At 71.3% G+C, this 13,383-nt stretch carries 9 protein-coding genes; 5 read left to right on the plus strand and 4 right to left on the minus strand.

Annotated features, from left to right (window positions below; all coding sequences use genetic code 11):
- Positions 1-215 precede the first annotated feature (215 nt).
- Positions 216-2,015 carry a DUF4091 domain-containing protein gene (locus ACYSUO_RS33190; RefSeq protein WP_461779926.1) on the plus strand — a complete coding sequence of 600 codons (1,800 nt, stop codon included), beginning with the start codon at positions 216-218 and terminating at the stop codon, positions 2,013-2,015.
- A complete protein-coding gene (locus tag ACYSUO_RS33195) occupies positions 2,012-5,194 on the plus strand; it encodes an alpha-N-acetylglucosaminidase (RefSeq protein WP_461779927.1) in 3,183 nt (1,060 codons plus the stop codon). Before ACYSUO_RS33190 ends, ACYSUO_RS33195 begins: the two co-directional genes overlap by 4 nt.
- On the opposite strand, the gene ACYSUO_RS33200 is transcribed toward ACYSUO_RS33195, so the two are convergent.
- Positions 5,191-6,666: a GntP family permease gene (locus ACYSUO_RS33200; protein ID WP_461779928.1), complete on the minus strand. Its 1,476-nt coding sequence runs from the start codon at positions 6,664-6,666 to the stop codon at positions 5,191-5,193. The genes ACYSUO_RS33195 and ACYSUO_RS33200 overlap by 4 nt on opposite strands.
- A 147-nt stretch (positions 6,667-6,813) precedes the next feature.
- On the opposite strand from ACYSUO_RS33200, the gene ACYSUO_RS33205 reads away from it, so the two are divergent.
- Both ACYSUO_RS33205 and ACYSUO_RS33210 read left to right on the plus strand, forming a co-directional pair.
- Complete coding sequence (locus ACYSUO_RS33205; RefSeq protein WP_461779929.1) at positions 6,814-7,740, plus strand: LysR family transcriptional regulator; 927 nt, start codon at positions 6,814-6,816, stop codon at positions 7,738-7,740.
- 70 nt (positions 7,741-7,810) lie between these two features.
- Positions 7,811-8,878, plus strand: a complete 1,068-nt coding sequence (locus ACYSUO_RS33210) for a tartrate dehydrogenase (protein ID WP_461779930.1) — start codon at positions 7,811-7,813, stop codon at positions 8,876-8,878.
- Positions 8,879-8,981: 103 nt separating this feature from the next.
- Here the strand turns inward: ACYSUO_RS33210 and ACYSUO_RS33215 are convergent, their stop codons facing one another.
- Positions 8,982-9,563, minus strand: coding sequence for a TetR/AcrR family transcriptional regulator (locus ACYSUO_RS33215; RefSeq protein ID WP_461779931.1), 582 nt, complete (start codon positions 9,561-9,563; stop codon positions 8,982-8,984).
- 127 nt (positions 9,564-9,690) lie between these two features.
- Between ACYSUO_RS33215 and ACYSUO_RS33220 the strand changes: the two genes are divergently transcribed.
- Positions 9,691-10,572, plus strand: coding sequence for an SDR family oxidoreductase (locus ACYSUO_RS33220; RefSeq protein ID WP_461779932.1), 882 nt, complete (start codon positions 9,691-9,693; stop codon positions 10,570-10,572).
- 49 nt (positions 10,573-10,621) lie between these two features.
- Here the strand turns inward: ACYSUO_RS33220 and ACYSUO_RS33225 are convergent, their stop codons facing one another.
- On the minus strand, positions 10,622-11,935 hold the full coding sequence (locus tag ACYSUO_RS33225; protein ID WP_461779933.1) for an amidohydrolase: 1,314 nt from the start codon (positions 11,933-11,935) through the stop codon (positions 10,622-10,624).
- 38 nt (positions 11,936-11,973) lie between these two features.
- A complete protein-coding gene (locus ACYSUO_RS33230) occupies positions 11,974-13,266 on the minus strand; it encodes an MFS transporter (RefSeq protein WP_461779934.1) in 1,293 nt (430 codons plus the stop codon).
- Positions 13,267-13,383: the final 117 nt, after the last annotated feature.

The raw sequence follows: 13,383 nt of genomic DNA on the forward strand, positions 1-13,383 counted from the left end.
CACCACTCCGCGTTGTTGCGGGCGGCGGCCCGGACCAGGAGTTGCTTCTGCGTCGACGTCGTCACAAGAGCGGATCATGGCGCGGTCGGGGACGGCAGTCGAGTGCTTTTCCGTTGACACGTTGACGTTTCGTGCTCAAACATTGGGTGGATCAAGCATGCTCTTGCATTTTGGTAGCGCTCAGTCCGGTTCCATCCGAACAAGGGACGTGAAACGTGCGCACTTCACCCCGGAGGCCGGGAAGTACTGCCGACTGGCTCACCGCCAAGGTCGCCGAGGCGATGGGGACCCGGGACACCATCACGTGGGTTCCCACGGGGGCCTTCGCGAGCTCCGCGGAGGTGCGGGTGCCGCGGTATCCCATGGAGGCGATCCAGGGCAAGGACACCAAGGAGCTGACGCTGTCGGCGGTGCGGGGCGAGCAGGTCTCCGCTCAGCTCGCCATCGCCTCCGGCGCACCGCTCAGCGCCGTGTCCGCCCGGGTCGGTGAACTCACGGGGCTGGGCGGCGTCCGGCTCGGCGGGGACGCGGCACGGCGTGCCCAGGTGCGGTTCGTGAAGTACGTGCCCGTGCAACGCTCCAAGTCCGAGCTGGACTGGTCCGCCACGGTCGACCAGGTGAGCTCGCCCACCGAGGTGTCCGGCGACCGCGATCCGGACGTCGTGGGCGACGCGCTGGAGGAGCGGTCGACCGTCGACGTTCCCGCGTACGCCGCGCAGCCGTTGTGGTTCACCTTCCGCATCCCGAAGGGCACTCCCGCCGGGACGTACAAGGGCTCCGTCGCCGTCACCGCGAACGGGCGGACCCAGGTCACGTACCCACTGACCATCGAGGTCGCGGACGTCAGCCTGCCCGACCCGGCCGGCTACCGGTTCTTCCTGGACGTCTGGGCGCAGCCGGACACCATCGCGAAGGCGCACCACGTCGCACCGTGGTCGGCGGAGCACTGGAAGCTCATCGACTCGTACAACCGGGACTTGGCGAGCCGCGGGCAGAAGGTCATCAACACGACCATCGTCGACAACCCCTGGCACTACCCGTGGCCGGGGAACAGCCGGAAGTCGCAGACGGCGACCCCGTACTCCGGCATGGTCGGCTGGAGTTGGGACGGCGACCGGTTCCGCTTCGACTTCGACCGCTGGGACAGGTACGTCGCCGCCGCCGAGCGCGCCGGGCTCGGCCCGGACATCGGCGCGTTCTCCATGCTGGCCTTCCAGGACGAGGAGCACCTGACGTACGTCGACTCGCGCACCGGCAAGGACGTGTACGAGAACGTCGAGTTGGGCGGCGAGCGGTGGCGGGAGGCGTGGGGCGCCTTCCTGCGCGCGTTCGAGGACCATCTGCGGGACACCGGGCGCCTCGACCGCACGTGGCTGTCCTTCGACGAGCGGCCCGTCGAGACGATGAAGGTCGTACGGGACTTCGTGCACGAGGTGGCGCCCGCCTTCGACCGGCGCATCTCGGTCGCCGGGTCCATCAGCACGGAGTCCCTCGCCTCGAACCTCTCCGTCGACTGGGGCGGCATCGACGAGATGACCCCGGAGACGGTCGCGCGGCGCCGCGAGGACGGCAAGATCACCACGTTCTACGTGTACGGGGTGCCGGACCACCCCAACACCTTCTCGTACTCACCCGCGGTCGAGGCCCGGATGCTGCCGTGGATCTCGGCACAGCGGCAGCTCGACGGGCTGCTGCGCTGGTCGTGGAACAGCTGGCCCTTTGACCCGTTCGAGCAGCCGGTGCACATCTTCACCCAGGGCGACGAGTATCTCGTCTATCCGGGGGACGACGGGCCGATGTCGAGCATCCGATGGGAACAGCTCAAGGAAGGGATCGAGGACTTCGAGCTGATCGCGCAGGTGCGGGAGAAGCTCGCGGGTTCCGGGAGCGGTGGTGACAGCGAAGCGCTGCGGGCCGCCCTCGACCTCGCGACCAGAAACCTCGACGGCCGCACCAAGGACGTCACCGACATCGAGAAGGCCCGAGCGGCCGTCATCCGGGAGTTGACCTCGTGACCCGACCCTCACCGCAGCAGCCGAACCGGCCGCCCCGTCTGAGCCGTAGACGGCTGCTGTCGAGCACGGCGATCGTGCTGGGCGTCACGGCCCTGCCCACACCGGGCGGGGCGGCCTTCGCGGCCTCCGGCGGCAGCGCGGGCTCCAGCAGCAGTACGGGCTCCAGCGGCGGTGCGGGCTTCGACACCGGGCCCACCGACGCGGCGCTGCGCCGACTGCTGCCCCGTCACCACGGCCAGGTCACCTTCCGCCTGTCGAGCAACAGAGGCGCGGCCGACCGGTTCCGGGTCTCCGGCTCCCGCGGGCGCATCGTCGTCGAGGGTTCGACCCCGGCCGTCCTCCTCGCCGGTCTGCACCGCTATCTGCGCGATGTCGCGCACGCCTCCATCACCTGGAACGGCGAGCAGCTGAACCTTCCGAGGCAACTGCCCGCACCGGAAGCCGAGTTGACGGCGTCGGCGAACGTCTCCCACCGGTTCGCCCTGAACGACACCAACGACGGCTACACCGGTCCCTACCGCGACTGGGACGCCTGGCAGCGCGAGCTGGAGGTGCTCGCGCTGCACGGCTTCAACGAGGTGCTCGTGACGACCGGCGTGGAGGCCGCCTACTTCGACACGTTCCGGCGGTTCGGGTACTCCGAGGCCGAGCTGCTGGCGTGGATCCCGGCTCCGGCACACCAGCCGTGGTGGCTGCTGCAGAACATGTCCGGGTTCGGCGGCCCGCTCAGCCGGCGCCTGCTGGAGCGGCGCGCCGACCTCGGGCGCAAAATCGCCGACCGGGTAAGGGAGTTGGGCATGACGGCGGTGCTGCCGGGCTGGTTCGGCACCGTGCCCGACGGCTTCCCCGAGCGGGTCGACGGGGCGAAGGTCGTCCCGCAGGGCACCTGGAGCGGGTTCAAGCGCCCCGACTGGCTCGACCCGCGCACCGACGCCTTCACGGAGGTGGGCGCCGAGTTCTACACCCGGCTCGACACGCGGCTCGGCGGCACCTCCATGTACAAGATGGACCTGCTACACGAGGGCGGCCGGCCCGGCGACGTGCCGGTCGGCGAGGCCGCGCGCGCCGTCGAGACGGCCCTGCGCACGGCCCATCCCGAGGCCGTGTGGGCGATCCTCGGCTGGCAGACGAATCCGCGCCGCGAGATCCTCGACGCCGTCGACCGCGACCGGATGCTCATCGTCGACGGTCTGTCCGACCGGTACGCCACGGTGACCGACCGGGAGAGCGACTGGGGCGACACCCCGTACACGTACGGCAGCATCTGGAACTTCGGCGGGCACACCGCGCTCGGCGCCAACACCCCTGACTGGGTGGAGAGTTACCCGCGCTGGCGGGACAAGGCGGGCAGCCGGCTGTCCGGGATCGCCGCGATGCCGGAGGGGGCCGACAACAACCCGGCGGCGCTCGCGCTCCTCGGTGACCTCGCGTGGACGGCGGGCAGTGTCGACCTGGACGACTGGTTCGCGCGGTGGGCGGCGTCCCGGTACGGCGGCACGGACCGGCATGCGAGCGCGGCCTGGCGGGTGCTGCGCGAGACGGCGTACGGGATGCGCCGCACCGACTCCTGGAGCGAGGCACCCGACGGCCTGTTCGGCGCCCGGCCTGCGCTGAACGTGCAGTCGGCCGCCGCGTGGAGCCCGAAGGGCGAGCGCTACGATACGGCCGCCTTCGACCGCGCCCTCACCGAACTCCTGGCTGTAGACGAGCAGTTGCGGGACAGCTCCGCCTACCGTTACGACCTGCTCGACGTCACCCGACAGGTGCTCTCCAACCGCAGCCGGGTGCTGCTGCCGCAGATCAGGACGGCGTACGAGGTGCGTGACACCGCGCTGTTCGGGCAGCTGACGCGGACGTGGCTCGACTGGATGAAGCTCCTCGACGACGCGCTGGCCACCTCGGAGCAGCATCTGCTGGGCCGGTGGCTCGCCGAGGCCCGCGCCTGGGGATCCGATCGCGCGGAACAGGACCAACTGGAGTACGACGCCCGGTCGATCGTCACGACCTGGGGCGACCGGGCGGGCAGCGAGGCGGGGCTGCGCGACTACGCGAACCGGGAGTGGGCGGGCCTCGTCTCCGGCCTGTACCTCCCCCGCTGGCGCAGGTACTTCGCCGAGCTGGCGGACGCGCTGGCCCAGGACCGGGAGCCCGCCGAGATCGACTGGTTCGCGATGGACGACAAGTGGGCGCACGGGCACGAGTCGTACCCTGAGCACCCCTCGGGGTCGATCGAGCGGCTCGCGCGCCGGATCCACGACACCCTCGCCGCCGCGGCACACCAGGCCACGCTGACCGCCTCCGCCGCGCATGCCGCCGTCTCCCCGGACGAGCCGGTCACGGTCGAGATCACGTTCACCAACCGCAACGGCTTCGCGTCGGCACGGGACGTCACCCTCTCGCTCGACCTGCCCGCCGGACTGACCGCCCGCGCGGAAGGCCCGGTTGCCTCGGCTTCGGTGGCTCCCGGCGAGTCCTTCACGGGACGCTTCACGGTGTCACTGACGGGAGCGGCGGAGGGGCTCGTGCTCCGGGTGCGCGCCGACGCCGCGTACCGGATGGGCACTGCGCGCGGAGCGGCGGTCGACGCGGTCCGGCTCCTGGCGGGCACCGGGGTCAAGGACCCTTACCGGACGGTGTCGTTCAACGACGCGGTGTTCGGCCAGTCCGGGGACGCCTTCGCCATCGAGGGCGGCGGAGCCGATCTGTGGGGCGGCACGGACGAGTTCGGCGCGATCTACCGCCCGGGGGCTCTGGCGGACGGGTCCTCCGCCTCCGTCCGGGTCACCGCCCAGGACCGCACGGGCGGTTGGGCGCGCGCGGGCCTGATCGTCCGCAACGACCTCACCGCGAAGGGGAGTTCGGGATACGTCAATCTCGCGGTCACCCCGTCCAACGGGTGCGCGCTGTCCTGGGACGCCGACGGCAACGGTCGCCTCGACTCCGTGACGACGGCGGGCGGCTCGGTGACCGCGCCGGTGCGGTTGCGCCTGACCCGCCAAGGCGCCACGTACAAGGGCGAGTTCAGCACGGACGGCTCCACGTGGACGACGGTCGGCACGGCCGCCCCGGCGGGGGTAGCGGGCGGCGGTCAGGACGTGGGGGTGTTCATGAGTGCGGCGAACGGCGGGAGCGGAGAACGGGGGATCGTGACGTTCGACCGGGTGGAGATCCCGGTCTAGGGCACGAACACCGACACCGCCAGGATGATCGGCAGTGAGATCAGCGACGCCAGGGTCATCGGGACGGTGTGGGTCTTGATGGTGCCCCGCGTGGAGAAGCCGAGCAGCGACTGGAACATCCAGAAGAAGTTGCTGGACACGTGGGGCACGAAGAGGGCGCCCGAGCCGGCCGCCAGAGCCACCAGGACCAGCGGGGTGTCCAAGTGGCCCGCGATGGGGGCGAGGATGCCCGCGGCGGTGATGCCCGCGACGGAGATGGAGCCGAGCGCGATGTGCAGCACCGCGGCCATGATCCATACCAGCAGCAGCGGCGGGAGGATCCCGGAGGAGAACAGATCACCCAGGGTCCTGCCCATGCCCGAGCGCTCGATGACGGCTCCGAGCGAACCGCTGATCCCGCTGAGCACCAGGATGGATCCGCACTGGGCGAGGGACTTCCCGATGACGTCACCGATCTCGTCCCTGGACCGGACCTGTCGCGCCAACACGTAGGCAACGGTGGTGCCGAGGAGGAGTGCCACCACCGGGTCGGTGAGGAACCCGATCGGTGCCGCGTCCAGGGAGAGTCCGTCGGCGAGTGCGCCGCCGGCGATGAGGGCGAGGACGAGCAGGACCGGGGTGACGGCGAGGGTGAGGGGCAGCGGGCGGGGTCCCTTCGTCCGTGCCGCCGGTGCTGGTTCGGCCGGGGCAGCGATCATGGTTCCAGCAGCCTTTGTTTCGGCGGACGTTGAACCCGGGGCAGGCGCGGGGTTTCCGGCCCTGGCGGCGGGAACAGCGGCGGGCACGTCATCCCCGTCGCCCACGTCCTCGTTATCGGTCTCGGTCTCGATCTCGTCGCTCGCGGGGTCCCACTTCATCCACCGCAGGACGACCGAGAAGACAAGCACGGTCAGCAGTGCCGTCGGCAGCGCGACGACGAGGCCCAGCAGGAACATCTGCCCCAGCGGGACGTCCAGGATGCCCGCAATCGCCACCGCCGCGACGCCCGGCGCCACGAACACCAGGCCCACCTCGATGCCCGCGGTGAGCGCGCCACCCATCAGGGCTCGGCCCCGCTCGCCGAGCTTCGGGGCGAGACGGCGCGCGAGAGGTGCCGAGAGCACGAGCAGCACATCCGAGTAGATCGCCGTGAACAGCGAACTCAGCGTCGCGGCGAAGACGTAGGGGATGCTGCGTCGGCCGAACACCTTGAGGGTCGTCTCGACCAGCCGCTGCATGGTGTCGGCCGCCGTGAGCAGCGCGCCGAGCATGACACCGAGCGACACCAGGATGCCGATCTCCCCCATGACATCGGCGAAGCCGTCCGCGACCGCGTCCGGTGTGCCCTTCGCGCCGACGGAGGTGGTCAGGCCGAGGAAGAGGGTGCCGAAGAGCAGCGCGAGCACCGGCGGGAGCTTCAGCCACGTGATCGCGACGACGATGCCGCCGATGGCGACCGCCGTGCTCAGGAACAACAGGGCTTCGTGGGACACGGGCAGGCTCCGCTCTCGTTCTCGCTCCGTTGCGACTGCCGTACATCGTGACGACGGTCACTCCTCACGTCCAAGACTCATTTGCAGCCCGACCGATAACGTCGGCCTATCGAACGACCGCCACCACAGAGGCAGAACGGAACCACCATGGACGTACGGCAGTTGCGCCACTTCCTGGCGGTCGTGGACCACGGCAGCGTGCACCGGGCCGCCGAGCACCTCTTCGTGGCGCAGCCGTCGGTGACCCAGACGATCCGACGCCTGGAGGCCGCACTGGGGACCAGCCTGTTTCTGCGTCAGGGGCGCGGCCTGGTGCTGAGCCCCTCGGGCGCGGCCCTGGTCGGGCCCGCCCGCGAGGTGGTGCGCTCGCTGGACGTGGCCCGGGAGACGGTCATGGCCGTGGACGGGCTGCGGGGCGGGCAGTTGCGGATCGCGTCCATGCCGTCCCAGGTCGTCAGCCCGCTGACCGGGCTGATCGCCGCGTACGCCGAGGCGTATCCGCAGGTGCAGGTGGCGGTGGTGGCCGCCGCCCGGCCGGACGATGTGCGGGACGCGCTCGGCAGAGGTGTCGCGGAGGTGGGTGTGCTGGCCGCGGCCGGGGCGCACGAGGCGTACGCGGATCTGGACCGGGTCCCGATCGAGACGCAGTCGTTCGTGCTCGTGGCGCGCGAGGACGCCGACCTGCCCGCGGGTGAACACCCGCTCTCCGTCGATGAGTTGCCCGCGTTGCGGCTCATCGCGGGCCAGCCGGGGACGGGCATGCGCCGCGTCGCCGACGCCATCGTCGCCGCGACGGATTCCCGTATCGCGGTCGAGATCGAGCACCGCGAGGGGCTGCTGCCGCTGGTGATGGCGGGCGTGGGGGTGGCGGTCGTCGCCGACTCGTGGCGCCCGCTCGCGGACACGGTCGGGCTGCGGGTGCGCAGGCTCGCCATCGAGGACACGCTCGACGTCGGCCTGGTGTGGCGCAGACACCGACTGAGCCCGGCGGCAGCGGCATTCATCGACGTGATCGAGAAGTCACGCGTTATGGAGAAAGGGACTGCCCGGGAACGGATCCCGACGAACCGATAGGCGAGCGTTATCGAACGGGCTGCAAACGCGTCTTGGACAGCCCGGGACACCTCGGCATTCCATGGTCACCATGACGACCACTCGCCACCGCATCGCGCTCATCCCTGGTGACGGCATCGGCACCGAGGTACTGCCGCCCGCCTGCGCCGTCCTCGACGCCGTCGGCAAACGCCACGGACTCACCTTCTCCTACGACTCGTTCGACTGGTCCTGCGAGCGGTATCTCGCCGAGGGCGCGATGATGCCGACGGACGGCCTGGACCAAATCCGCCACCACGACGCGGTCCTGCTCGGCGCGGTCGGCTGGCCGGGGGTGGCGGACCATGTCTCCCTCTGGGGACTGCTCATCCCCATCCGCCGCCAGTTCCGCCAGTACGTGAACCTGCGCCCCATCAAGGTGCTGGAGGGCGTCCCGAGCCCGGTCGCGAAGGCGGGCGCGGACGTGGACTTCGTCGTCGTGCGCGAGAACGTCGAGGGCGAGTACTCGGAGATCGGCGGGCGCCTCAACCGCGGGTTCCCCAACGAAATGGCCGTCCAGGAAGCGGTGTTCACCCGCCCCGGCGTGGAACGCATCCTCGACTACGCGTTCACCACCGCGCAGCGCCGCGAGGGCCACCTGGTCTCGGCGACGAAGTCCAACGGCATCGTGCACACCATGCCGTTCTGGGACGAGCTGGTGCGTGAGGCCGGTGCCCGGTTCCCGGACGTGGAGTGGCGACAGGAACACATCGACGCGCTCGTCGCGAAGATCGTCCTCGACCCGTCCCGCTACGACGTGATCGTCGGCTCCAACCTCTTCGGTGACATCCTCTCCGACCTCGCGGCCGCCGTCGCGGGCAGCATCGGCATCGCTCCCGCGGCCAACCTCAACCCGGAGCGCGAGTACCCGTCGATGTTCGAGCCCGTCCACGGTTCGGCCCCCGACATCGCGGGCCGCGGCATCGCCAACCCGCTCGGCGCGATCTGGTGCGCCTCGATGATGCTCGACCACCTGGGCCACCCCGAGGCGGCAACGGAGGTCTTCGACGCCTTCGCCTCCGTCCTCGCGACGACGAACGCACGGACGGCCGACCTGGGCGGAACGGCAACGACGAAGGAGTTCACCCAGCTCGTCCTCGACACCATCACGGACCGCTGAGCGTCCGTCTCCCCCAGGACCGGGCTTCGCTGCGCGAGCAATAGCCCAAGGCCGGAGCCGGTTTCGACACGGCCGTGGTGTCCACCGCCGGCTCGGCCGAGCGCTAGCTGAGCCCCGTCGCCGCCGCGCGCAGGTCGTCCAGCGCCGCCAGTACGAGCGGGGCCAGGTCGCCGGGGGTTTCGTCGCGGGCGGGGTCGACCCATGTGGCGAAGCCGAGTTTGAAGGCGAGGACGCCGAGTTCCGCGGCGACCTGTGCCGTGGGTTCCGGGACGTCGCGGCGGCGCAGCGCCTCGACCATCGCGGCGGCCATGCCGATGCTCTTCAGCGCGTTGCGCTCCTGAAGTTCCTCGTTCGCCTCGATCGCCGCGTGCAGCAGCGGGCTCAGCTCGCGATTGAACGAGGTCATCTCGCCCGAGGCGCGCTCAAGGCCCGCCGCGACGGCCTCGACCGGGGTCGCGTCGTCGGGGGCTTCGGCGATGCCCTCGACCAGCAGTCGGCTGAGGGTCTTCTGCCCGGCGGTGAGGATCTCCCGCTTGTCGGCGAAGTGCCGGTGGAACGTGCTGCGGGTGAGCCCCGCGCGCTCGGCGATCTGGGCGACCGTCGTGTCGTCGTAGCCCTGCTCGGCGAACAGCGTCAGCGCCGCCACGACCAGGCGCTGCCGGGCATCCGGCTTCCATCTCGGCATACGTCCATCCTAAGTGATGCGACATGTGTCGCATCGGCGGGTGTAGCGTGGTCGAGTGATGCGACACCTGTCGCATCATCGATCCCCTTCCCATGCCGTTTCCCATACCTCGCATCAGGAGTCGATCATGCGTGTCTTCATCACCGGTGGTACGGGCCTGATCGGCTCGGCCGTCGTCGCCGAATTGCTGGCCGCCGGGCACACGGTCACCGCCCTCGCCCGCTCCGACGCCTCCGCCCAGAAGGCCACCGCGGCCGGCGCGGACGTGCTCCGCGGTGGGCTCACCGATCTCGATGTGCTGCGCAGCGGCGCGGAGCAGGCGGACGGTGTCGTCCATCTCGCCTTCAGCAACGACTTCAGCTCAGCAGAGGCGCTCGCGCGTTCCGTCGCCGAGGAGGGTGCCGCGCTCGAGGCGCTCGGTGACGCCCTCGTCGGTACGGACCGGCCGCTCGTCACCGTGTCGGGCACGCCGCACGCGGCGGGGCGGGCCTCGACCGAGGAGGACCCGCTGCCCACGGACGGGCCCGTCGGCGGGCGCAGCGTGTCGGTGCAGCGCGCCCTCGGCCTCGCCTCGCGCGGCGTGCGCAGCTCGGCGATCCGGTTGCCGCGCACCGTTCACAACGAGGGCGACGGCGGATTCGCCGGACTGCTCACCCAGATCGCCCGCCAAACCGGCGTCGCCGGCTACCCGGGGGACGGCACCCAGCGGTGGCCCGCCGTCCACGCGCTCGACGCCGCCGTCCTGTTCCGGCTCGCCCTGGAGAAGGGACCCGCCGGAAGCGCCTGGCACGCCGTCGCCGACGAGGGGGATGCCGTGGGTGACATCGCCGCGGTCATCGGGCGACGGCTCGGCGTCCCGGCGGAGTCGGTGCCGGAGGAGAACTTCGGTCCGCTCGGCCCGATCTTCGCGACCGACCAGCCGTCGAGCAGCGCGCACACCCGCGCCGCTCTCGGCTGGCAGCCGATCCACCCGGGACTGCTCGAGGACCTCGAGAAGATCGAGCCGTGAGCTGTGATCCCCTTGCCGCGGGGAGTTCGGACCTCCCCGCGGCGCGCGGTCAGGCCCCCGGGCCGTTGAATTCGGCGGCCACCGCGCGCAGCCCGCGCACCCCGTACTCGATGACCGGCTCCGCCTGCGGGGCGAAGCGCGGCGAGTGGTTGCCGGGGATGCCCGGGCGCGGCCGCGTCGGGTCCTCACCCTCATAGAGCTTGGGGTCGAAGCTGCCCCACATCCAGAACACCGACGGGCAGTCGAGAGTCGTGCCGAAGATGCCGAAGTCCTCGCTGCCGGAGAGCGGGCGCGCCATGTGCTGGACGCCGTCATCGCCGTAGACCGCCAGCAGGGCGGCGCGGGCCCGCTCGGTGGCGTCGTCGTCGTTGACGGTGAGCGGAAAGGCGTTGAGCGGCTCGAACTCCGGCTCGCGCGGGGCCCCCGCGGTCTGCGCCTCGCCGCGGACGATCCGCTCGATCGCGGCGAGGACCCGCTCGCGTACCTCGGGGTCGAAGGTCCGGACGTTGACCTTGAGTTCGGCGCTGTCCGGGATGATGTTCTCCTTGTGTCCCGCCCGGAACGAGCCGACCGTCACCACGGCCGCGTCCTGGGCCGCGATCTCCCGGGACACCACCGTCTGCAGCCGGGTCACGACGTGCGCGCCGAGCACGATCGGGTCGACCGTCAGCTCGGGCTGGGAGCCGTGTCCCCCGGAGCCGAACAGGCGGATGCGGAAGCTGTCCGCCGCCGACATGGTCGTGCCGGGGCGCAGCGCCACCGTGCCGGTCGGCAGCGGGCTGACGTGCTGGCCGAGGCAGACGTCCGGGTGCGGGAAGCGGTCCGCGAAGCCGTCGTCGACCATGGCCTGCGCGCCTGCCGCGATCTCCTCCCCGGGCTGGAACACGGCGAGGAGCGTGCCGCGCCAGCCGGTGCGGTCCGCCGCGTACAGGGCGGTCGCGCCGAGCAGCGCGGTGACGTGGTGGTCGTGTCCGCAGCCGTGCATCACCGGCACCTCGTGGCCGTCGGGCCCCGTCGCGGTGTCGGTCGACGCGTAGGGCAGGCCCGTGTCCTCGGCCAGCGGCAGCCCGTCGGTGTCGGCGCGGAGCAGGACCGTGGGGCCTTCGCCGTTGGTGAGCGTGCCGACGACGCCGGTCGTGCCGACGTGTTCCGTGACCTCCCAGCCCTGCGCACGCAGCACGGTCGCGATGATCGCGGCGGTGCGGGTCTCGTGCATCGACAGTTCGGGGTGGGCGTGCAGGTCCCGGTAGAGCTCGCCGAGGGCGGGCAGCAGCTGCGGCAGCCCCTCGTCGGCGGGGGTGCCGGCGGGCAGCGTGAGCCGGGCGGGGTCGACCGGGCAGGCCGGGGGCGTAGAAGTGGTCATGCGGCGAAGCTCCTTCGCTGGGCGGGGAGGGCGAGTGGTCAGTCCCGGACGGCGGGGCCGAGCCGGGAGCGCAGGGTCTCGGAGGTCTGCGAGGCCAGCAGCGCGAGGCAGGCGGTGAGCGCCGCCCCGAGGGCGAGAACGGCGAACGCGACGGTGAACGAGTAGGCGTCCGCGAGATATCCCATCAGCATCGGCACCAGGATGCCCGCGGACTGGCCGCCGAAGTTGATCATTCCGGAGGCCGCGCCGCTCAGCCGCGTCGACAGTGTCCGCAGCGGCACCGCGAAGATCGGCGTGAAGCAGAACGTGCAGGCGGCGAAGGCGACACAGAGCAGGGTCTCGAACGCGACCAGCCCTTCGGCCTGCGTCATCGCGAGCACCGCCGCGCCGGCGACGGTCATGGACGGCGCGACAAGGAGCGCGGGACGGCCCTTCAGCCTGTCGGCGCACCAGCCGCTGAGGATCATCGCGAGGCCGCCGAAGAGCGCGGGCAGCGCGGTGAGCAGGCCGGAACTCTCCAGCGAGAGCCCGCGCTCGGTCTGCAGATATGACGGCACCCAGGAGTTGAGGCCCCAGGCGAGCATCCCGTAGCCGAAGAGCATCCCCACGTACAGCCACATCGCCGGGGTGGCGAGCAGCGCACGCGTTCCGCCGCCGCCCCCGGCGGCCTCGCTCCGCGCGGTCGGTCGCGCCGGCGGAAGCAGGAGTTGTACGAGGACGAAGGTCGCGACGCCGAGGCCCGCGACGGCGTAGAACGACATCCGCCAGCCCCACAGGGCGATCACGGGTCCCGCGATCAACGGTGCGACGACCGCGCCGAAGGAGTTGGACGAGGAGATCCAGCCGCTCGCCGTCATCCGCTCACGGGATCCGGTGCGTTCGGCGACGGCCTTCATCGCGGCGGCGGGGAAGATGCCCTGCCCGGCGCCGAACAGCACCCGGATCACGACGAGCGCGGCGAACGACCAGGCGGTCCCGGTCAGCGCCGTGAACGCCGACCAGATCAGCATCGCCCACAGCAGGATCCGCTTGGATCCGAACCGGTCGGCGAGCAGTCCGCCGGGGATCTGGCATGCCGCGTAGGCCAGGAAGAACGCGGAGAGGACCATGCCCTGCTGGGTGCGGTCGATGCCGAACTCGGTGCCGATGTGCGGCAGGGCGAGGTTGATGACGAGCCGGTCGATGTAGTCGACGATCCAGGCCAGGAACAGCAGGCCGACGGTCGTCTTCGCGGCCCGGTCGAGCCGGACCCGGCCCTCGGTGGGCGCGGGGTGCGCGGCGGGTGCGTCGGCCGCTTCGGTCGCTTCGGTAGGTGAATCGGTGGCGCTCACGGCGGCTCCACGGTGTGTGTCGCGACTGGGGTCTGTTGTTTGGATCAGGCCGGATCAGGGAGCGGGGGCTGGTGCGTGCGATCGCAAGGCGGAGGAGGGAGTCGACGCGGAGCGTCG

This window comes from Streptomyces sp. UC4497, assembly GCF_054871485.1.

Excerpts from the sequence above, each read along its gene's own strand:
- ACYSUO_RS33205 (WP_461779929.1), top strand. The coding sequence starts at position 6,814 with ATGGACGTACGGCAGTTGCGCCACTTCCTGGCGGTCGTGGACCACGGC.
- ACYSUO_RS33225 (WP_461779933.1), bottom strand. The coding sequence starts at position 11,935 with ATGACCACTTCTACGCCCCCGGCCTGCCCGGTCGACCCCGCCCGGCTC.
- ACYSUO_RS33220 (WP_461779932.1), top strand. The coding sequence starts at position 9,691 with ATGCGTGTCTTCATCACCGGTGGTACGGGCCTGATCGGCTCGGCCGTC.
- ACYSUO_RS33210 (WP_461779930.1), top strand. The coding sequence starts at position 7,811 with ATGACGACCACTCGCCACCGCATCGCGCTCATCCCTGGTGACGGCATC.
- ACYSUO_RS33215 (WP_461779931.1), bottom strand. The coding sequence starts at position 9,563 with ATGCCGAGATGGAAGCCGGATGCCCGGCAGCGCCTGGTCGTGGCGGCG.